The sequence below is a fragment of the Nocardia sp. N2S4-5 genome (assembly GCF_044628355.1).
GTDB lineage: Bacteria > Actinomycetota > Actinomycetes > Mycobacteriales > Mycobacteriaceae > Nocardia > Nocardia wallacei_B.
This window is the reverse complement of record NZ_JBIUPM010000001.1, coordinates 3,403,347-3,423,180: the sequence shown is the minus strand read 5'-3', so window position 1 is coordinate 3,423,180 and position 19,834 is coordinate 3,403,347. Positions and strand designations below refer to the sequence as shown.

Sequence of the window (19,834 nt, the reverse complement as noted above, 5' to 3'; positions counted from 1 at the left end):
ACGAGGAGGTGCGAGATGAGCACGCAATTCTTCGAGCCGGCCCCGAGTGTGGCCGAGCCGGGCCCCGCCCCTGTCGCCCGGACGACCGCGGGCGATGTGCGGGGTGTGCGGGAGGGCCCGGTCCACGTGTGGCGCAGCATTCCGTATGCTGCCGCGCCCGCGGGCCCGAAGCGTTTCCGCCGGCCCGAGCCGCCGCGGCCGTGGGAGGGCGTGCGCGACTGCACCGCCTTCGGGGAGATCGCCCCGCAGTCCATGGGCGCCATGGTGCCGGTGGATTCCGGGTTGCGTATGGGCGAGGACTGCCTGTGGGTGAACATCTGGGCGCCTGCCGCGACCTCCGACGAACCCCGCCCGGTGCTGGTCTGGCTGCACGGCGGCGCCTACTGCCTGGGAACCGCGGCGCAGGGCATCTACGACGGCCGCAAGCTCGCGGAGACCGGTGGCGTCGTGGTGGTCGGGGTGAACTACCGGCTCGGTGCGCTCGGCTTCCTGGACCTGTCCTCGCTCGGTGACGACTTCGTGCCCAACCTCGGCCTGCACGACCAGATCGCCGCCCTGCAATGGGTGCGCGACAACATCGCCGCCTTCGGGGGCGATCCCGGCAAGGTCACCGTGTTCGGGGAGTCCTCGGGCGCGGGCTGCGTGACCGCGCTGCTCACCTCGCCGTCGGCGGCCGGACTGTTTCATCGCGCGATCGCGCAGAGCCCGCCCGCGACGACGGTCTTCGGGCTGGAGCGGGCCGCGGGCGTGGCACGGCGGTTCCTGGAACTGCTGGAGTTGCCGCCCGAGCGGGCGCGCGAATTGCTGGAATGCCCGATCGAGCGGATCACCGACGCCGCCGGCATCCTGCTCGACGAGGTGCCGCTGCAATCGCCGGGCCGGCTCGCCGCGGCGCCGGTGGTCGACGGCGACCTGCTACCGGGGTACCCGACCGATCGCTTCCAGGAGGGCCGCTCGCACCGGGTGCCGTTGATCATCGGCACCAACAAGGAGGAGTCCTCGCTGTTCCGGTTGTTCCGCTCGCCGATCATGCCGGTCACGCCGGACGCGGTGAACGCCATGCTCAACGCCGTCGCCGCCGACCACCCGGAGCTACCGGCCGAGCGGATCGCCGAGATCACCTCCGCCTACCCGGACCTCGCCAAGACCCGCGGCGCCCTGGCGATGTCCACCGACGCCGCCTTCCGGATGCCGGCGCACTGGGTCGCCGACGCGCATTCCCGGCATACCCGCACCTGGATGTACCGCTTCGACCACGCCACACCGATGCTCAAGGCCGCCCGGGTCGGAGCGGGCCACGCCACCGAATTGCCTTATGTCTTCGGCAATTTCGGCACCCTGAACCACGATCCGACCTTCTGGCTGGGCGGTCGCAAGATCGCGACGGAGGTGTCGGGGCGGATGATGCGCCGCTGGCTGGCGTTCGCCGAGCACGGCGTGCCCGCGGCGCTCGACGGGTCCAAGCACTGGCCGCCCTACCACGAGTCCACCCGCACCACCCTCGTCATCGATGCCGTCGACCGCGTTCTCGACGACCCCGATCACGACCTGCACACCGCCTGGGGCGATCGGGTGGTCGGATTCAGCTGACGGCCGCAGGATGCCCGGCGCGATCGCCGAGCAATACCGGCAGATGGGCGTAGCCGTGCAGGGTGAACAGCGGCCGGTGCTGTGGTTCGCCCGCCAGCTGTAGATCCGGGAAGCTCTCGAACAGCGACCGTAGCGCGTAGGCGCCCTCCATCCGGGCCAGGCTGGCGCCGAGACAGACATGGATGCCCGACGAGAACGTCAGGTGGTCTTTGGCATTGGGCCGGGTGATGTCGAAGCTGTCCGGATTCTCGAAGACCGCCGGGTCTCGGTTGGCGCCCGCGAGCAGCAGGACGACGGTGTTACCCGCGCGCACCGGCGCGCCACCGAATTCGGCGTCACGACCGGCGATGCGGGCGGTGCTCTGGACCGGTGCGTCGAAGCGGAGGACCTCCTCGACGGCGTTCGGCCACAGCTCCGGCTCCGCCCGCAGCCGGGCCAGCTGCTCGGGATGGCGCAGCAACTGGACGACGCCGTTGCCGATCAGGTTCACCGTGGTCTCGAAACCGGCGCCCATCAGCAGCGTGGCCGACGCCTTCAGCTCCCGGTCGTCCAGATCGCCCGCGCTCACCAGGCCGGAGAGGATGTCCTCGCCCGGCTCGCGGCGTAACCGGGCGATGTGCTCGTCGAGGTAGCCGTCCATCTCCAGCAGGGCGGCCGAGGCGGCCCGCGTGGTGCGCCAGCTGGTACCCACGTCGAGCAGCGGTGAGGCGGCATCGCCCCAGGCGAGGAACCGCTCGCGCTCGGAATCGGGGAAGCCGAGCATCTCGGAGATGATCGCGATCGGCACCTGGGAGGCGTAGGCGGCGATCAGGTCCGCCGAGCCGCCGGCGGGCAGCGCGTCCAGCAGCTCCGCGGTCACCGATTCGACGCGGTCGCGCAGCCGGGCGATCGCGCGCGGGGTGAACGCCGACGCCACCGGCTTGCGCATCCGGGTGTGCTCCGGCGGGTCGATCACCAGCATGGACGGCGGGCTGACCGGGTTCGGCGGCAGTTCGGCGAACTCCATCAGCCGCCGCAGCGGCCGTGGCACGAAGCCCTCGGCGGCCGCGACGCCGAAGGTGTTGTCGCGCAGGATGGTCCGGCACAGCTCGTGGTCGGTGGTCGCCCAGCCCAGCGGAGTGCGCACCATTCGGCCCTGGGCGCGCAGTGAGGCCAGTAGCGGTATCGGATCGTCGGCCGCGTCGGGCGCGGACATCAGTCGGGAGAGCGTGTCGCCGCGGCGCGAGTAGGTCTGCAAGACCAGGCGCGGTGCGCCCTGCACCACCAGCCAGCGGAACCAGTACCTAGGCTTCATCGCCATCCCCGTTCGTCGTCAGATCCTGCTCCAACCGTACGGAAAGACGCCTCGCCGTGAAACGTGCCGCGGGCGGACCGCCATGACCTACCGCGGTAGGACCGCGCCTCAGGCGCGGGTGGTCGTGACCCGTTCGGACCGGACGCGGTCGGCGCGCTTGGCCGGGTCGGGATTGACGACCTGGACCAGCGACGCGCCCGCGGCGTAGACGGCGAGCAGGCCGTCGACGAGTTCGGCCGGAGTGTCCCAGGTGGACTCCGACAGCACCCGGTCCTCGGCCGAAAAACCCTGTCCCGCAGCGGATTTCCGGGCGTCGGCGAGAACCTCGGCGACCGGCATGCCGGCCAGCGCGACGCCCACGCCGCCGGGCAGGAACTGGTCGCCGTGGACGCGCACCGAGGTCGCGAAGTCGGTGACGCCGACCGGCAGCTCGCGCACCGGGGCGCCCAGCGCGTCGAGCGACAGCGCCGCCACCTCCGGCACGTTCTCGACCTCGGCCAGGCGACCGGCCGTCACCAGCGCCAGTTCCGCGTCGTCGTCCGGCCGCAGCACCACCTCGGCGCCGGCCCACCAGCAGCCCAGCAGCACCGCGGCGGTCTGCCAGTGCGCGGGCAGCAGCACCGCCACCCGGCCGCCGGGCGTGATGCCGAACTCGTCGCGAATCAGGTTGGCGGTCTTGGCCGCCCAGTTCGCCAGCGTCAGCGCGGACAGCTCGATGCGGGCGCCGGTGGCATCGTCGTAATAGGTGATCCGGGGACCGGCGGGGTCGCGGGCGAGGATGGGGTCGAGCAGCGCCTCGGTGACGGTCTGGTTCAGTTCACGCATTTCGGTCCGTTCTGGCCTGCGGTGATGGGTGGCGCGGGCGGCACCGGGGTCGCCGTCTCCGAGGAGGACCCGGACAGGTCGAACAGGCTGCCCGCCGCCGAACCCGGACCAGAGTAGTCACCGGCGAGCACCACGCGCACCGCCCCCTCGGGCAGTCCCGGTTCGGCCACCACCGGCAGCCCGCCCAGTGCCTGGGCGACCGCCTTCGCCTTCGCGTCGGAGGTGTCGGCGGCCAGCACGCGGCTGGCCGGTACGCGCCCGCCGATCCAGTTGTCGACCGTGCCGGTGCGGAAACCCTTGCCCACCAACACCTGCGCCACCTGGCCCGCCAGTCCGGGAGTGCCGCTGGCGTTGTACACGTCCGCGGTGACCGTCGCCGGTGCGGCCGCGCCGGACTCCTTGTCCTGCGGCTTGTCGCCGACCATCCCGGCGACGTACGACTTCACCGCCGAGGTGTCCACCTTCACCACCGATTCGCCGTCGGCCGTGCTGCCGTTGAGATCCTTGACCGGAATCGTCTCGAACCGCACCTGCCCGCCGGACAGATCCTTCAGCTGTTGCAGGAACTGCACCACGTTCCAGTCCTCGTCGAGCACGATGGTCCGTCCGACCGCATCGGTGAGCTGTTGCAACTTGCCGGGATTGGCGAGCATTTTCGCGCTCAGCGTCTGCTGTACCAGCCCGGCCATGAACACCTGCTGACGCACGATCCGGTCCAGATCCCCGCGCGGCAGATCGTGCCGCTGACGCACGAAACTCAGCGCCTGCGGTCCCCGGAGGCGCTGCTCGCCGGCGGGGAACTCGGCCCCGGACAGCGGCTCGTCGACCGCGTTGTTCAGGCAGACGTCCACGCCGCCGACCGCGTCGGTGAGCAGCACGAACCCGAGCAGGCTGACCTCGGCGTAGTGGTCGACGGAGATGCCGGTGAGGTTGGCGACCGACTTGATCAGCGTCTGCCGCCCGGCCTGGGTGGACTGCTTCTCGGCCTCGGCGTCGGATTTGCCCTGGGCGAGCAGTTTTTCGCGCGCCGCCTCCTTGCTGGTGCCGTACGCCGAATTGATCTTGCCCATGCCGATGCCTGGGATGTCGACATAGGAGTCGCGGGGGATGGACACCGCGGTGGTGGAGCGGCCGTCATTGGGCACCCGGACCAGCACGATGGTGTCGGTGTTGGTGCCGACCTCGTCCCCGGCGTGCAGCATGGCCCGTTCGTCGGCGGACAGCGGGTTGCCGCGGGCGTCGGTGCGACTGTCGATGCCGACCATCAGGATGTCGGTGGCACCGTCGCGAGCGCCGCCCAGACCGAGATTGCCGATTCGCTGGATTCCAGAGATCAGGCTGTCGACGCTGTGCCAGCCGAAGGCGGTGACGACGAACACGAGCACGGCGGCCGCCGCGGCCAGCATCCGCCCGGAGCGATTCGGGGGTGGCCCGGCCGGCCGCCGGGTGCCGCGGAGCGGTGGCAAACCGGCGCTGCGCGGCCGCGACAGCTCCGATTCACTTCTGCTTCGCGACACCTGTATTCCTTTCGACGATTCCCCCAAACCCCCGGCCCGACGGCCTCGTCCCGCACGTCCGCCCTGGGATGAGGCTAACCAACGGTTCGGCGTCGAGGGGGCAACCGCTGATAGCGCGGCGTGCCAGACTGGCCCGCGTGACCGATGTGCCCCCCTCTGATCCCGACGGCGACCGCCCGCGACTGGTCGTCACCGGTGCGCACGGCCAGTTGGGCCGTGCCGTGCTCGCCCGGGAACCCGCTGCTCTGGCGCTTGGCCGCCACGATCTGGACATCACCGACGCCGCCGCGGTGCGCGCGGTGCTGCGGCCGGGCGACGTGCTGCTCAACTGCGCCGCGTATACCGCCGTGGACGCCGCCGAGTCCGAACCCGAGGCCGCGTTCGCGGGCAACGCCACCGGACCGGCCGTGCTGGCGGCGGCGTGCCGGTCGGCCGGGGCCGACCTGGTGCACGTCTCGACCGACTACGTCTTCGACGGCACGGCGGACCGGCCCTACGAGCCCGCCGACCCGACCGGACCGACCAGCGCGTACGGGCGTTCCAAGCTGGCCGGAGAACACGAGGTGCTGCGGCTGGCGCCGGCGGCGCACATCGTGCGCACCGCCTGGGTGTACACCGGTGACCAGGGTGATTTCGTGGCCACCATGCGCCGGTTGGAACGCGAGCGGGACACCGTCTCGGTCGTCGACGACCAGGTCGGTTCGCCGACCTTCGCGCCGGATCTGGCCGCCGCCCTACTGGAACTGATCGGTCGGCTGTCTTCGGGGGCCGCGCTGCCGCCGATCCTGCACGCCACCAACGCGGGCCGCGCGACCTGGTATGAGGTCGCCCGCGCGGTTTTCGCGGGTGTCGGCGCCGATCCGGACCGTGTGCGGCCGTGCACCAGCGCCGAATTCCCCAGTCCCGTACGGCGCCCGGCATATTCGGTGCTGTCGGATCGAGCGTGGCGCGAAGCGGGCCTCACACCACTGCGGAACTGGCGAGACGCACTGGGGGACGCGCTGGATCGCGTCGGCGACTAGGCTGCATCGTCGTGAACGCCTCGGATTCAGTCGTACGGCCGGACGTGGCCGTTGTCACGGTGACCTACTCGCCCGGTGAGCACCTCGAGCACTTCATCAGCACGCTCGCCACCGCCACCAGCGAGAAACCGCAGGTCGTCCTCGCCGACAACGGCTCGACCGACGGCACCCCGGAATTGGCGGCCGAGGCGAACGAGCACGTTCGCCTGCTGCGCACCGGGGGCAACATCGGCTACGGCGGCGCCATCAATCGTGCTGTCGCCGAACTCGATCCGGCGATCGAGTTCATCGTCATCGCCAACCCGGACATCCGCTGGAGCACCGACTCCATCGACAAGCTGCTCGCCGCCGCCGAGCGCTGGCCGCGCGCCGGGGCGCTGGGCCCGCTGGTGCGCGAGCCCGACGGCAGCCTCTACCCGTCGGCGCGCTCGGTGCCGACCCTGCTGGACGGCGCCGGGCACGCGGTGCTCGGCACGATCTGGCCCGGCAACCCCTGGACCCGCCGCTACCGCCAGGAGAACGAGGAGATCTCCGAGCGCACCGTCGGCTGGCTGTCGGGTTCGTGCCTGCTGGTGCGCCGCGCCGCTTTCGACGCCATCGACGGCTTCGACTCCCGCTACTTCATGTACATGGAGGACGTGGACTTCGGCGACCGCATGGGACGGGCCGGCTGGCACAATGTGTATGTGCCGTCGGCGGAGGTCACGCACGCCAAGGGGCATGCGGCCGGGCGCAATCCGGAGGCCATGCTGCCCGCCCATCACGCCTCCGCGTACCGCTTCCAGGCCGACCGGCATCCGCACTGGTGGCAGGCGCCGCTGCGGCTGGCGCTGCGCGCCGGACTTGCGATCCGCTGCAAGCTTGCGGTTCGATCTGCGCTGCGCGAGCGCGATCGCGCGGCGCAGCAGTAGAGCGCGACGATCGTCGAACCACGTCTCGCGTGGACCGAACCTGAACAGGGGAAACATATGCCGGACACCGATGCCGTGATCCTGGTCGGCGGCCAGGGGACGCGGCTGCGCCCGTTGACGCTGTCGGCGCCCAAGCCGATGCTGCCGGTGGCCGGCCTGCCGTTCCTGCACCACCTGCTCGCCCGCATCGCCGACGCGGGGATCACCCACGTCGTGCTGGGCACCTCGTTCCAGGCCGAGGTGTTCGAGGAGCACTTCGGTGACGGGGCGGAGCTGGGCCTGGACCTCGAATACGTCACCGAGACCGAGCCGCTGGGCACCGGCGGCGGCATCCGCAACGTGCTGCCCAAGCTGCGCGCCGACAACGTGCTGGTCTTCAACGGCGACGTGCTCGGCGGCGCGGATCTCGGCGCGGTGCTCGATACGCACGTCTCCACCGGCGCCGATGTGACGCTGCATCTGGTGCGGGTCAGCGATCCCCGCGCGTTCGGCTGCGTGCCCACCGACGAGAACGGCCGCGTGACGGCCTTCCTGGAGAAGACCCAGGATCCGCCGACCGACCAGATCAATGCCGGTTGCTACGTGTTCCGGCGCGAGTACATCGAGAAGATCCCGTCCGGGCGCCCGGTGTCGGTGGAGCGCGAGGTGTTCCCGTCGCTGCTGGCCGAGGGCGCGCACGTCCAGGGGCACGTGGACGTCTCGTACTGGCGCGACATGGGCACCCCGGAGGACTTCGTGCGCGGCTCGGCGGATCTGGTGCGGGGCATCGCGCCCTCGCCCGCGCTGCCGGGCCAGCGCGGAGAGTCGCTGGTGCACAGCGGCGCCGGAGTCGCGCCGGGCGCGTTGCTGATCGGCGGCACGGTGGTCGGCCGGGGCGCCGAGGTCGGCGCGGGCGCCCGGCTGGACGGTGCGGTGCTGTTCGACGGCGCCCGCGTGGAAGCCGGTGCCACCGTGGAACGCTCGATCATCGGGTTCGGCGCCCGGATCGGTCCGCGGGCGCTGGTCCGCGACGCGGTGATCGGTGACGGCGCCAGCGTCGGCGCCCGCTGCGAGCTGCTGCGCGGCGCCCGCATCTGGCCGGGCGTGGAGCTTCCCGACGGCGGTATCCGGTTCTCCACCGACGTCTGAGGACTCGAGCCGGATCCATGCGTGGCTATCTTGTCTAGCGGTGCTAGAATTTTGTCGATGGGCACGCAGACACGAAAAGAGCGCCAACGCGCCGAGCGGCACCGCCTGATCATCGACACCGCCCGCGAGATAGCCGAGACGCAGGGCTGGGAAGCGGTGACCGTGCGGCGGCTGGCCGATGCGATCGAATACAGCCAGCCGGTGCTCTACAGCCATTTCGCGGGCAAGGACGCGATCGTGGCCGCGGTCGCCGAACAGGGCATCGCGGAACTGGCGATCGAGTTCGCTCGATGGCGCGAGGCCGCCGAGTCGCCGGAGCAGGCGCTCACCGCGCTGGCCCGGGGCTACCTGGACTTCGCGCGGCAACGGCCCGCGCTGTACCTCGCGATGTTCGGGCTCGACGTGGACCTGAAGTTCGGCGCGGACGCGCCGCAGGCGCTGCGCGACGCCTTCGGCGAACTCGCCGCAGTCTTCGGCCCCTTCGCCGGCGACGACGACGTGGAGACCTTCACCGAGGTGGCCTGGAGCGCCCTGCACGGCCTGGCGACCCTGGAACGGGACGGCCGGCTGCGGCCCGGCTTTCGTGATCAGCGCCTGGCCATTCTCGTGCGGCACTGGACCCGGGGCGCGTCGTAGCCTCCGCCTACAGTGGTGATCATGGCGGATGCGGTCGTGGTCGGATCGGGGCCCAACGGGCTTGCTGCTGCGGTGATTCTGGCTCGGGCCGGGCTCGAGGTGGAGGTCCACGAGGCCGCCGATACGGTCGGCGGCGGCTCCCGGACGGCCGAACTCACCCTGCCCGGGTACCGGCACGACGTCTGCGCGGGCGCGCATCCCCTCGCCTGGGCCTCGCCGTTCCTGCGCGCCTTCGACCTCGCCGCGCACGGGGTGGAACTGCTGACTCCCGAGGCGTCCTTCGCGCACCCGCTGGACGGCGGCGTCGCGGGCGTGGCGTGGCGCGATCTGGACCGCACGGTCGCCGGCCTGGGCCGCGACGGCGCGGCGTGGCGGCGGCTGTTCGGCCCGCTGGTGCGGCACTGGGACAGCCTCGTCGAGCTGGCCATGTCCGACCTGCGGCACCCGCCGCTGGAGGTGGTCACCGGCGTCCGGTTCGCGCGGCGACTGCTGGAACAGGCGACGCCGCTGTGGAATCTGCGTTTCCACGAGGACGCCGCCCCGGCCATGTTCACCGGCGTGAGCGCGCACGCCATCATCCCGCCGCGGGCGTTCTCGGCCACGGGTGTGGCCTTGCTGCTCGCGAGCCTGGCGCACGCCGGAAGCGGCTGGCCGGTCCCGCGCGGCGGCAGCCAGGCCATCGTCGACGCGCTGGCGGCGGATGTCGAGCGGCACGGCGGGCGCATCGTCACCGGGCATAAGGTCGACTCGCTCGCCGAATTCGACGGTGCGCGAGCGGTTCTGCTCGACACCGCCCCCACCGAACTCCTGCGCCTGGCCGCCGACCGGCTGCCGCCCCGATACGCGCGGCGGCTGCGGAAATTCCGCTACGGCGGCGCCGCCTGCAAGGTCGACTTCGCGCTGTCGGGCCCGGTGCCGTGGCAGGCCGAGGGCTGCGACCGGGCGGGCACCCTGCACCTGGTCGGCACCCGCGCGGAATCGGTCGCGGTCGAAAAGGCCGTCGCCGCGGGCGAATACGCCGAGCGCCCGTTCGTGCTGGCGATCCAGCCCGGCGTGGTGGACGACTCGCGCGCCCCGGCGGGCGGCCACACGCTCTACGCGTACGCGCATGTCCCCAACGGCTCCACGCGCGACGTGAGCGCCGAGATCATCGCCCAGATCGAGCGCTTCGCACCGGGTTTCCGCGACCTGATCCTGGACCGGCACGTGCGCACCGCCGCGGCCATGCCCGCCTACAACGCCAACTACGTCGGCGGGGACATCGCCGCGGGCGCGATGGATCTGCGCCAGACCGTGCTGCGTCCCACGCCGCGCTGGAATCCGTACGGCACCCCGCTGCCGGGCGTCTACTTCTGTTCCTCCGCGACTCCGCCCGGCCCCGGCGTGCACGGCATGTGCGGCCTGCACGCCGTCGGCCACGCCCTGCGTGACCGGTTCGGCATCACCACCGACCCGCTCGCGCTACTGCGCGACGAATCGCCGCGCGCCCACTGAGCCCTCGAACCGCTCAGACGGGCTGGGTGCGGTACAGGTCCGGTTCGATGTACATGACCCGGGCAAGGGGTACGGCCGCGCGCACCCGGGCCTCCGCGTCATCGATCGCCTGGGCGATATCGGTGATCTCGAGACCCGGCACGATGGAAACCTTTGCGGCCACCAGCATCTCGTCGGGACCCAGGTATTCGGTGCGCAGGTGGATGACGCGGTCGATGCGGGCGCCGTCGACCAGGTTCTCGCGAATCTTGCGGTCCTGGTCCGGGGTCGCGCCCTCACCGATCAGTAGACTCTTCATCTCCACGATCAGCACGATCGCGATGACACCGAGCAGCACGCCGATCCCCAGGGTGCCGATGCCGTCCCAGATCGGTTCGCCGGTGACCATCGTCAGCAGCACCGCCACCAGGGCGAAGGCCAGGCCGACCAGCGCGCCGGTGTCCTCGAGCAGCACCACCGGCAGCTCCGGGTTGCGCGAATTGCGGATGAACCGCCACCAGCTCGCCCCGGCGCGCAGCGGCGCCGATTCGCGCATGGCGGTGACGAAGCTGTAGGTCTCGAGTCCGATCGCGATGACCAGGATGGTGACCGCGACGAGCGGCGACGTCAGCTCCTCCGGATGCTGCACCTTGTGGATGCCCTCGTAGATCGAGAACATCGACCCGAGCGAGAACAGCACCAGCGCCACGACGAACGAGTAGAAGTAGCGGTTGCGCCCGTATCCGAACGGGTGCAGCGCGTCCGCCTGCTGCTCGGCGCGCTTCTGCCCGAGCAGCAGCAGTCCCTGGTTGCCGGTGTCGGCCACCGAGTGCACGCCCTCGGCCAGCATCGAGCCCGATCCGGTGATCGCCGCACCGATGAATTTCGCGATCGCGATCCCGAGGTTCGCGGTGAGCGCCGCGAGGATCGCCTTTTTACCACCACCGGCAGACATGGTGCAGCTCGGTCCTTTCGTCGTTGCGTCACGCCCGCGCCGGGCGGTTCTCGGCCGGACACCTGCGTGTCCGATTCGTCGGAATAACTTACCCGCCCGGTCCCGGCGTGCCGACCCTGCGGACAGGGACGTTCACTCGCCGCCGACACAGGCGCAGAACAGCTGTGCCGCACCGTCGATCGCCTGCGCACGGATATCCGTGTCGGCCGCCGAGATCCACGCGGCGCCGCCGGGCGTGATCCGCAGCTCGTCCGTGCCCTGCAGCAACCGCACCGTCCCGGCCGTGCACAACATGATGCCGGGTCCGGTGCGCGGCACCGGCGCCGGCTCGGCGTCGGCCGCCAATTCGAAGCGGCGCAGCGCGAATTCGGGTGCGGGCGTGCGATACCGGAACGAGGCGGACTCGCCGAGCGGATCGCCGGTGGGCTCGGGTTCCACGATCGGCAGTTCCAGCGGCTCGAAGTCGAGCACCCGCAGCAGTTCCGGGACGTCGACGTGTTTGGGCGTGAGCCCGCCGCGCAGCACGTTGTCGGAGCTGGCCATGATCTCGACCCCGACCCCGCGCAGGTACGCGTGCAGGTTCCCGGCCGCCATGAACAATCCCTGGCCGGGTTCCAGCGTGATGCGGTTCAGCAGCAGCGCCGCCAGCACCCCGGCATCGCCGGGATAGGCCTCCGCCAGCTCGAGCGTGGTGCGGGCCTCGGCCACGAACTCCTTGCCCGGGCTCGTCTCGCCGTTGTCGGTGGAGTTCTTGTCCGACAGATAGCGCACGCAGCCGTCGAGAACCTGCGGCAGCAGGCGCTCGAGCAACGCCTGCGGCAGCGTGATCCAGGTGGTGAACAGCGTCCGCAGTCCGGCCGAATCCGGTTGCGCGGCCAGCAGTTCGGCGTAGTTGACAAGCTCCGGGACCGCCAGCGCGCGCAACAGCGCGACGGTGCGGCGCGGATCGCGGAAACCGGCCAGCGCCTCGAATCGTTCCAGCGCCACCACCAGCTCGGGCTTGTGGCTGTCATCGCGGTAGTTGCGCATCGGCGAATCCAGCGGCACCCGGGTCCGGTTCTCTCGCTCGAAACCGACGCGGGCCTGATCGGCGCTGGGGTGGGCCTGCAGCGACAGCGGTTCCTCGGCGGCGAGGATCTTCAGCAGGAAGGGCAGCCGTCCGTCGAATGCCGGTGCCACCGCGCCCAATTCGTGGCGCGGGTCGGCGCTCACGACCTCCAGCAGCGATCTGCTGCGGCCGTCGACCGACAGCTGGGCGGGATCGGCGGGGTGGGCGCCGAACCAGAGTTCGGCCTCGGGATGGGCGGAGGGGACCGGTCGGCCGCACAGCTGAGCGAGTGCGGTGCGAGAACCCCAGGCGTAGGAACGCAACGCACCGACGAGTTCGTGCACTAGTAGTGTCCCCCGTCGTACCGCGTGGGACGGTCGTCGGCGGGCGGGGAACCGAGCAGGCGCAGATACGCGGCCGCCATCTCCAGCCGAAGTACCAGCACCGCAAGCCTTTCCAATTGGCTGCCGCCGCCGACGCCGGGCGGACGCTCCGCCGGGTCGGCCTCGCGCCGCGCGCCCGCCTCGGTGCTCGGCGGCTCCGAATCGGCGTTCACGAGATCGGCGTCGACGAGCCCGGAACTCGCGCCGAACACCGCCAGCCGCCGTCGCGCCGCCACCTGATCGACCTCGGAACTCACCACGAACACGCGCACCCGCTCCACCGGCGCGGGGCCGTCGAGTTGCTCGTCGTGGAACAGCGGATCGAAGCCAGGCGCCGCCGTACCGGCGGATTCGACCATGCGGGCGTTGGCGGCCACGGCGTCGGCCAGGTCGGTGGCGGCGGCGATCCGGCCCGTCGCCGGCAGCAGCACCTCGGCGGCGTGCGCGGCCACCTGGGTCGCGGCGGGGGAGTCACCGGCGAGCACGATGCGGCGCTCGACCATGCGGGCGGCGAGAGCCTTGGCGGGATTGTGGAAGACCTCGTTCTGGGGGCCGTCGCGCAGCGCCTCGGCGTCGAGCGCGTCGGCGAGCTGGTTCAGGTCCGGCGTCAACGGCCCGATCCGCAGGGGGTCGACCGCCCGCAGCACCGCCGCGCCGACGGCCAGGTAGCGCAGCAGCCGGTTGTGGTCGAGCACGCGCACCCGGGGCGGCAGCAGCGCGGCCCGACCGGCGGCCGCGGCGCGCATCGGGCCCTCGTCGGGCGCGGCCACGATCACTTCGGCGCCGCGGCGCAGCGCGCGGTCCACGGCCTCGATCAGCCGCGGGTCGCCCGCGTCGTCCCCGGCCACCAGGACCGCGTCCAGCGGGCCCACCCACTGCGGGATGGCGGTGGCGGGCACGATCGGCAGCCCGGCCCGGTCGCCCAGCGCGGCGACCAGCAGCATGGCGGCGCGGTCGGCCCGTCCGGCGCCGGAGACCAGCACCAGGCTGCGGGGACTCATACCGCTCAGCCGGGCAAGCGCGTTTTCGTCGACGGCCGCCGCGGTGGCGCGCACCTGAGCGCCGGCCGACGCCGCCGAACGCAATGTTCCTCCGGAGTCGGCGGCCTCCAGCGAGGCGACGTCATCGAGATCGAGTACCGGTGTCCCAGCGATCATCGGGCGTTGCCACCTCCCCTCAATCGGGTCACCAGGCCGGGTGAGCGCCCGGGTGAAGCTTTAACTGCGAACGAATTCGCACCTTGTGATTCCACTATTCCAGTCAGCCGCGGACGATGCTCAGGATCTCGGTCACGAGTGCGTCTACTTCCTCCTGAGATCGGGCCTCGACGTTCAGACGCAACAGCGGTTCGGTGTTGGAGGCGCGCAGGTTGAACCAGGCGCCCTCGGGCAGTTGGACCGTGACGCCGTCCATCCGGTCGACCGATCGGGCCCGCCCCTCGAACGCCGCGAGCACCGCGCGGGTGCGGTCCTGCGCGTCGTCCACCGTGGAGTTGATCTCGCCGGAGGCGGCGTAGGTCGCGTACGCGGCCGCCAGTTCCGACATCGTCGACGCGGTACCCGACCCGTCCTTCTCGCCGAGTGCCGCCAGCACGTGCAGCGCCGCGAGCATGCCCGAGTCGGCGCCCCAGAAGTCCCGGAAGTAGTAGTGCGCGGAGTGCTCGCCGCCGAAAATGGCGCCGGTGGCGGCCATCTGCTGCTTGATGAAGGAGTGCCCGACGCGGGTGCGCACGGGCGTGCCGCCCAGCTCGGTCACCAGGTCGGGCACCGTCCGCGAGGTGATGAGGTTGTGGATGATGGTGGCGCCCGGCTCCTTGGCCAGCTCGCGCTCGGCCACCAGCGCGGTCACCGCCGAGGGCGGGACCGGCTCGCCACGCTCGTCCACCACGAAGCAGCGGTCGGCGTCGCCGTCGAAGGCCAGTCCGATGTCGGCGCCCGTCTCGCGGACGAAGCGCTGCAGATCCACCAGATTCTTCGGGTCCAGCGGGTTGGCCTCGTGGTTGGGGAAGGTGCCGTCCAGTTCGAAGTACAGCGGTGCGACGGTCAGCTGCGGGACGGGACCGAGGACGGCGGGAACGGTGTAGCCGCCCATGCCGTTGCCGGCGTCGACGGCGACCTTCAGCGACCGGATGCCGCTCAAATCGACCAGCCCGCGCAGGAATTCGGCGTACCCGTCGAGCAGATTCTGCTCGGTCGCGGCGCCGCGGGCGCCGTCGTAGCGGGGCACGCCGTCGGTCAGTTCCGCGGTGATGGTGGCCAGGCCGGTGTCCTGGCCGACCGGGAGCGCGTTGGCCCGGCACAGCTTGATGCCGTTGTAGCGGGCGGGGTTGTGGCTCGCGGTGAACATGGCGCCCGGACAGCCCAGCCGCCCGGAGGCGAAGTACAACTCGTCGGTGGAGGCGAGGCCGATGTGCACGATGTCCAGGCCCTGCGCCAGCACGCCGTCGGCGAAGGCCTCGGCCAGTCCCGGCGACGACTCCCGCATGTCGTGCCCGACGACGACCCGCGTCGCGTCCTCGCCGCGCATCAGCCGGGCGAAGGAGGCGCCCACGTCCCGGACGAAGTCCGCGTCGATCTGCTCCCCGACCACACCGCGCACGTCGTAGGCCTTGACAACTGCTTTCACGGACTCGGCAGACCGGGCGACTGTCATGGGCAACACCCTAGTAGGCCGACGGTGTGGAACGTATTCGGTACGCCTGTGGGTGTTCCGAGAACACCCCTACTTCGCCGTAGGCGAACAGCCGCGGCGCGTGCGGGAGACGCCGCATCGGCGCGATGGTCGTGGGGAGCGCTACACATGGTGGTGGCTCGTGGCCGGGGGAGTCGCGGCTCAGCTGGGCGGGTCGGGAAGCACGCGCAGATGCCCGCGGCGGCCCGTGCGCGCGGGGCGGCCGGGACGGGTGGGTCGCGGGGGAGCGGGAGGATTGTCGGCATAGCCGCGGTGGTCCGGCTCCGGGGACCGGCGGCGCATCCCGGCTTCCCGGACGGCCTCGGCCAGCGCGGTCAGGTCGTCCTCGTCCGGGGCGGAGAACCCGCCCTCGTGGCGGACCATGTCCCAGCCCTTGGGGGCGGTGATCCGGGAGGCGTGGGTGTCGCAGAGATCCCAGGAGTGCGGTTCGGCGACGGTGGCCAGGGGGCCGACGACGGCCGTCGAGTCCGAGTACACATAGGTGAGCGTCGCGACGGCCGGATTCTTGCAGCCGGGTCGACAGCAACGACGCATGGGAATCACGCCAAGGAGAGTAACTCTCCGCGCGCCGTCGTGCGGTGAGACACGCGAGGATGCGGCCGGGTTCACTGGGTTTCGGGCCGCAATCCCCGGAGTACTAGATTCGACGCATGACCCGTTCACGCAAGCGGCCGCCCACCGCGCGGTCGGTGATCCGTCGTGGGCGTGGGGTGCGGGGGCCCATGCTGCCACCGACCGTGCCCGCGTGGCGCACCCGGGGGCAGCAGTTCGACCGGCTGGTGCTCGAGGCGTTCGCGCCGCTGGACAGCCGGTGGCACGACCGGCTCACCAAACTGGACATCGCGGTCGACGACGTGCCCAAGATCCGCCCGCTGCACCCGGACTCGGTGACCTGGCCGGACGAGGTGGTGGCCGACGGCCCGGTGCCGCTGTCGCGCCTGGTCCCGGCCGGTGTGGACCGGCACGGCGCCACGACCCGGGCCCGCGTCGTCCTGTTCCGCAAGCCACTGGAGTTGCGCGCGGGCGACCCCGACGACCTGGTGGATCTCCTCCGCGAGGTCCTCGTCCAGCAGATCGCCACCTACCTGGGCGTCGATCCGGATGTCATCGATCCGGAAGAGGACTGAGTAGCGGAGGAATGAAAAAACTTGGGGGCCAAGGCGTTTCCCTGACCCCCGAGTTCAGCTGATGCCGCGCTTGAGGCGGCGGCGCTCTCGCTCCGAGAGACCGCCCCAGATGCCGAAGCGCTCGTCGTGCGCGAGTGCGTACTCCAGGCACTCGTCACGGACCTCGCAGCCCATGCAGATCCGCTTCGCCTCCCGCGTCGAGCCGCCCTTCTCGGGGAAGAACGCCTCCGGATCCGTCTGGGCACACAGGGCCCGTTCCTGCCACTGTTCCTCGATGCTGTCGAACATCGCATCGAAGTCGGTGACGATGAGGCTCAGTGTCGGTGGTTCGGGCGCTTGCTGCGTCCGTGCCCACTGGCCTCCATGCTGCGCTCGGTTTCCCGAGCCCTCCCCGGCAGTCACCGTGGCTCCCCCCTCTCGTTCGTCGTTCCGGCTTTCAGTGCAGGCGCCAGGTGCTGCGCCTGCTGTGGAATCGGTTTGCGATACACCGCCCGGATTGCCCGACGGGGCCACGTCCTCGGCCATCGCTCCGCCTCCTCACTGTGTGTTAGCGCAGAATGATTATCCGTCGGAACCGATCTGCCCACCGACGGCCCAACACCGCGACGTTGTCCCGCGGACATCCCCGAGCGCGTCATCCCGGTACGAACGGGTGTTCGAAAAACGGTCAGCGCCTTGAACTCTCGCGCCGACCCGGAATGACATGTCTGTGATTAGACACGCCGGACGCGGCGATGGTCAAGCTGCCGACACAATTCCGTTACTATCCGCCGCCCTCTTCGATGCGGTTCGGTAACCGCCCAGTAGCAAATGACCAGCAAATATGCTCCGGAGCATGCCGTTCCGAGTACCGCATAGGCTGTGCGGATGTGACTGGAGAACAAGCGGACATCGCGCCCGGAACCGGACCGCGCATTGCCGTGCTGGTCGGCGGAGTCGGTGGCGCACGCTTCCTGCTGGGGGTGCGCGAACTGCTGCCGGAGGCCGATGTTTCGGCCATCGTCAATGTCGGCGATGACGTCTGGATGCACGGGCTGCGGATCTGTCCCGACCTGGACACCTGCATGTATACCCTCGGTGACGGCATAGATCCCGAGCGCGGCTGGGGCCGGCGCGGGGAAACCTGGCACGCGAAGGAGGAGCTGGCGAAATACCGTGCCCAACCGGATTGGTTCGGGCTCGGCGATCGAGATATCGCCACGCATCTGGTTCGCAGTGAAATGTTGCGTGCCGGGTACCCGCTCTCGGCGGTCACCGAGGCCCTGTGCAATCGGTGGCAGCCCGGCGTGAAACTTGTACCGGCAACCGACGACAGATGTGAAACGCATGTTGTCATCAGCGACTCGGAGAAGCCTGGCGAACGTCGCGCGATTCATTTCCAGGAGTGGTGGGTACGCTATCGCGCGAGCGTTGAGACCCATGGATTCGTCACAATCGGGGCGGATCAGGCCAAACCTGCCCCTAATGTGACGGAAATCATAGCTGCCGCTGATGTGGTGCTGCTGGCCCCCTCGAACCCCGTGGTGAGCATCGGCGCGATCCTCGCGGTGCCGGGTATTCGCGGGGCCCTGCGCACCACGCGCGCGCGGGTCATCGGCCTGTCACCGGTGATCGATGGAAAACCGTTGCGCGGCATGGCCGACGAGTGCCTGTCCGTGATCGGCGTGGAGACCTCCGCCGAGGCGGTCGGCCGTCACTACGGGGCCCGGTCCGACACCGGCATCCTGGACGGCTGGCTGGTGCATTCGACCGATACCGCCGAGGTCCCGGGCGTGGAGGTGCGCAGCGTGCCGCTGTTGATGACCGACCCGGCCGCCACCGCCGAAATGGTCCGGGAGGCATTGGATATCGCGGGGGTGAAGCCGTGAACGCACCGCGGGTGACCGACCACGCGCCCGGCGGCGAACTGCGGATCGTGCCCGTGACCGGTCTCCCGGAGTTCCGCCCCGGTGACGATCTCGCCGAACACCTTGCGGCGCAGGCGCCCTGGCTGCGGGACGGCGACGTGCTGGTGGTCACCAGCAAGATCGTCGCCAAGGTGGAGGGCCGGGTAGTGGCCGCGCCGCTGGACCCCGACGAGCGGGACACGCTGCGGCGCAAGCTGGTCCGCGAGGAGGCGGTGCGCGTGCTGGCGCAGAAGGGCCGGACGCTGATCACCGAGAACAAGATCGGCATCGTGCAGGCGGCCTCCGGCATCGACGGGTCCAACGTCGAACAGGGCGAACTGGTGCTGCTGCCCGCCGATCCCGACGGCAGCGCGAAGGCGTTGCGGGCCGCGCTGTTCGCGCGGCTCGGCGTCGACGTCGCGGTGGTGATCACCGACACCATGGGTCGCGCGTGGCGGATCGGTCAGACCGACGCCGCGATCGGCGCGGCCGGGCTGCGAGTGGTGCACGACTACGCCGGCGCGATCGACGGGCAGGGCAACGAACTTCACGTCACCCAGGTGGCGGTCGCCGACGAGCTGGCCGCCGCCGCCGATCTGGTGAAAGGCAAGCTGGGCGGCGTCCCGGTCGCGGTGGTGCGCGGCTGGACTCCTTACGACGACGGTTCCACCGCCGCGGCGCTGCTGCGGCGCGGGGACGAGGACCTGTTCTGGCTGGGCACCGCCGAGGCGCTCGAGCGCGGTCGCGCGGAAGCGGTGCTGCTGCGGCGCTCGGTGCGGCAATTCGCCGACACCCCGGTCGATCCCGAGCTGATCCGGTCCGCGGTCGCGGTGGCCCTCACGGCGCCCGCGCCGCACCACACCCGGCCGGTGCGCTTCGTGTGGCTGCGCCGGGACGGCGTGCGCGAACGGCTGCTCACGGCGATGGCCGACAAGTGGCGGGCCGACCTGACCGCGGACGGACTGGCGCCGGACCGGGTGGAGCGCCGGATCGCCCGCGGCCGCATCCTGTTCGACGCGCCCGAGGTGATCATCCCGTTCTGCGTGCCCGACGGCGCGCACGACTATCCGGACGAGCGCCGCCGCGCGGCCGAGTCCACGATGTTCACCGTGGCGGTCGGCGCGGCCGTGCAGGGCCTGCTGGTCGCGCTGGCCACCGCGGGCGTCGGCAGTTGCTGGATCGGGTCCACCATCTTCGCCCCCGAGATCACCCGCGAGGTGCTGGGGCTGGGGCCGGACTGGAAGCCGTTGGGCGGCATCGCGATCGGCTATCCGATTGAGGAGCTGACCCCGCGCGAGCCCCGGGAGCCGGGGACCGGTCTGATCGAACTGTGAACCGGAAGGAATAG

General features: G+C 71.0%; 18 protein-coding genes. 9 read left to right on the top strand and 9 right to left on the bottom strand.

The annotated features are described in order from the left end of the window. Positions 1–15: 15 nt before the first annotated feature. Positions 16–1,590: a carboxylesterase/lipase family protein gene (locus ACFMRZ_RS15570; protein WP_400179719.1), complete on the top strand. Its 1,575-nt coding sequence runs from the start codon at positions 16–18 to the stop codon at positions 1,588–1,590. On the opposite strand, the gene ACFMRZ_RS15565 is transcribed toward ACFMRZ_RS15570, so the two are convergent. From ACFMRZ_RS15565 to ACFMRZ_RS15555, 3 genes are all read right to left on the bottom strand, one after another. Continuing rightward, positions 1,583–2,884, bottom strand: a complete 1,302-nt coding sequence (locus ACFMRZ_RS15565) for a cytochrome P450 (protein ID WP_400179718.1) — start codon at positions 2,882–2,884, stop codon at positions 1,583–1,585. The genes ACFMRZ_RS15570 and ACFMRZ_RS15565 overlap by 8 nt on opposite strands. Before the next feature lie 108 nt (positions 2,885–2,992). Then, complete coding sequence (locus tag ACFMRZ_RS15560) at positions 2,993–3,709, bottom strand: TIGR03089 family protein (protein WP_400179717.1); 717 nt, start codon at positions 3,707–3,709, stop codon at positions 2,993–2,995. After that, the gene (locus ACFMRZ_RS15555; protein ID WP_400182874.1) at positions 3,697–5,115 is read right to left on the bottom strand and encodes an LCP family protein; all 1,419 of its coding nucleotides are present in this window, start codon (positions 5,113–5,115) and stop codon (positions 3,697–3,699) included. The genes ACFMRZ_RS15560 and ACFMRZ_RS15555 overlap by 13 nt, the downstream gene beginning before the upstream one ends. Before the next feature lie 257 nt (positions 5,116–5,372). Here ACFMRZ_RS15555 and rfbD point away from each other — a divergent pair, with 257 nt between their 5' ends. Genes rfbD through ACFMRZ_RS15530 form a run of 5 tightly spaced genes read left to right on the top strand, consistent with a single transcriptional unit; the run spans position 5,373 to position 10,417 of the window. After that, entirely contained in the window at positions 5,373–6,248 is an 876-nt protein-coding gene (gene rfbD, locus ACFMRZ_RS15550; RefSeq protein WP_400182873.1) for a dTDP-4-dehydrorhamnose reductase, read from the top strand. An 11-nt stretch (positions 6,249–6,259) separates the two neighbouring features. After that, on the top strand, positions 6,260–7,159 hold the full coding sequence (locus ACFMRZ_RS15545) for a glycosyltransferase family 2 protein (RefSeq protein ID WP_280369643.1): 900 nt from the start codon (positions 6,260–6,262) through the stop codon (positions 7,157–7,159). Positions 7,160–7,216: 57 nt separating this feature from the next. After that, positions 7,217–8,287 (top strand): NDP-sugar synthase, encoded by a 1,071-nt coding sequence (locus tag ACFMRZ_RS15540; protein ID WP_280277143.1) that lies wholly within the window; start codon positions 7,217–7,219, stop codon positions 8,285–8,287. A gap of 57 nt (positions 8,288–8,344) precedes the next feature. Beyond that, a complete protein-coding gene (locus tag ACFMRZ_RS15535; RefSeq protein ID WP_400179716.1) occupies positions 8,345–8,923 on the top strand; it encodes a TetR/AcrR family transcriptional regulator in 579 nt (192 codons plus the stop codon). A 21-nt stretch (positions 8,924–8,944) separates the two neighbouring features. Then, positions 8,945–10,417 carry a phytoene desaturase family protein gene (locus tag ACFMRZ_RS15530; RefSeq protein ID WP_400179715.1) on the top strand — a complete coding sequence of 491 codons (1,473 nt, stop codon included), beginning with the start codon at positions 8,945–8,947 and terminating at the stop codon, positions 10,415–10,417. A gap of 13 nt (positions 10,418–10,430) precedes the next feature. On the opposite strand, the gene ACFMRZ_RS15525 is transcribed toward ACFMRZ_RS15530, so the two are convergent. The 5 genes from ACFMRZ_RS15525 to ACFMRZ_RS15505 all read right to left on the bottom strand — a co-directional run bounded on the left by ACFMRZ_RS15525 (position 10,431) and on the right by ACFMRZ_RS15505 (position 16,007). Further along, entirely contained in the window at positions 10,431–11,351 is a 921-nt protein-coding gene (locus tag ACFMRZ_RS15525) for a cation diffusion facilitator family transporter (protein ID WP_400179714.1), read from the bottom strand. A 132-nt stretch (positions 11,352–11,483) separates the two neighbouring features. After that, positions 11,484–12,743 carry a mannose-6-phosphate isomerase, class I gene (gene manA / locus ACFMRZ_RS15520; RefSeq protein ID WP_400179712.1) on the bottom strand — a complete coding sequence of 420 codons (1,260 nt, stop codon included), beginning with the start codon at positions 12,741–12,743 and terminating at the stop codon, positions 11,484–11,486. Then, the gene (locus ACFMRZ_RS15515; RefSeq protein WP_400179711.1) at positions 12,743–13,939 is read right to left on the bottom strand and encodes a tobH protein; all 1,197 of its coding nucleotides are present in this window, start codon (positions 13,937–13,939) and stop codon (positions 12,743–12,745) included. Before ACFMRZ_RS15515 ends, manA begins: the two co-directional genes overlap by 1 nt. 103 nt (positions 13,940–14,042) lie before the next feature. Then, the gene (locus ACFMRZ_RS15510; RefSeq protein WP_400179710.1) at positions 14,043–15,434 is read right to left on the bottom strand and encodes a phosphomannomutase/phosphoglucomutase; all 1,392 of its coding nucleotides are present in this window, start codon (positions 15,432–15,434) and stop codon (positions 14,043–14,045) included. 180 nt (positions 15,435–15,614) lie between these two features. Beyond that, a complete protein-coding gene (locus ACFMRZ_RS15505; RefSeq protein WP_400182872.1) occupies positions 15,615–16,007 on the bottom strand; it encodes a DUF3499 domain-containing protein in 393 nt (130 codons plus the stop codon). 116 nt (positions 16,008–16,123) lie between these two features. Here ACFMRZ_RS15505 and ACFMRZ_RS15500 point away from each other — a divergent pair, with 116 nt between their 5' ends. After that, positions 16,124–16,600: a metallopeptidase family protein gene (locus ACFMRZ_RS15500; protein ID WP_400179709.1), complete on the top strand. Its 477-nt coding sequence runs from the start codon at positions 16,124–16,126 to the stop codon at positions 16,598–16,600. A gap of 54 nt (positions 16,601–16,654) precedes the next feature. Here ACFMRZ_RS15500 and ACFMRZ_RS15495 read toward each other — a convergent pair whose 3' ends face one another. Beyond that, positions 16,655–16,888 (bottom strand): WhiB family transcriptional regulator, encoded by a 234-nt coding sequence (locus ACFMRZ_RS15495; protein WP_024799873.1) that lies wholly within the window; start codon positions 16,886–16,888, stop codon positions 16,655–16,657. 446 nt (positions 16,889–17,334) lie between these two features. Between ACFMRZ_RS15495 and cofD the strand changes: the two genes are divergently transcribed. Together cofD and ACFMRZ_RS15485 are read left to right on the top strand one after the other, a co-directional pair. Beyond that, the gene (gene cofD / locus ACFMRZ_RS15490; protein WP_400179708.1) at positions 17,335–18,468 is read left to right on the top strand and encodes a 2-phospho-L-lactate transferase; all 1,134 of its coding nucleotides are present in this window, start codon (positions 17,335–17,337) and stop codon (positions 18,466–18,468) included. Next, positions 18,465–19,820 (top strand): coenzyme F420-0:L-glutamate ligase, encoded by a 1,356-nt coding sequence (locus ACFMRZ_RS15485; RefSeq protein WP_400179707.1) that lies wholly within the window; start codon positions 18,465–18,467, stop codon positions 19,818–19,820. The genes cofD and ACFMRZ_RS15485 overlap by 4 nt, the downstream gene beginning before the upstream one ends. The last annotated feature ends 14 nt before the right edge of the window (positions 19,821–19,834 follow it).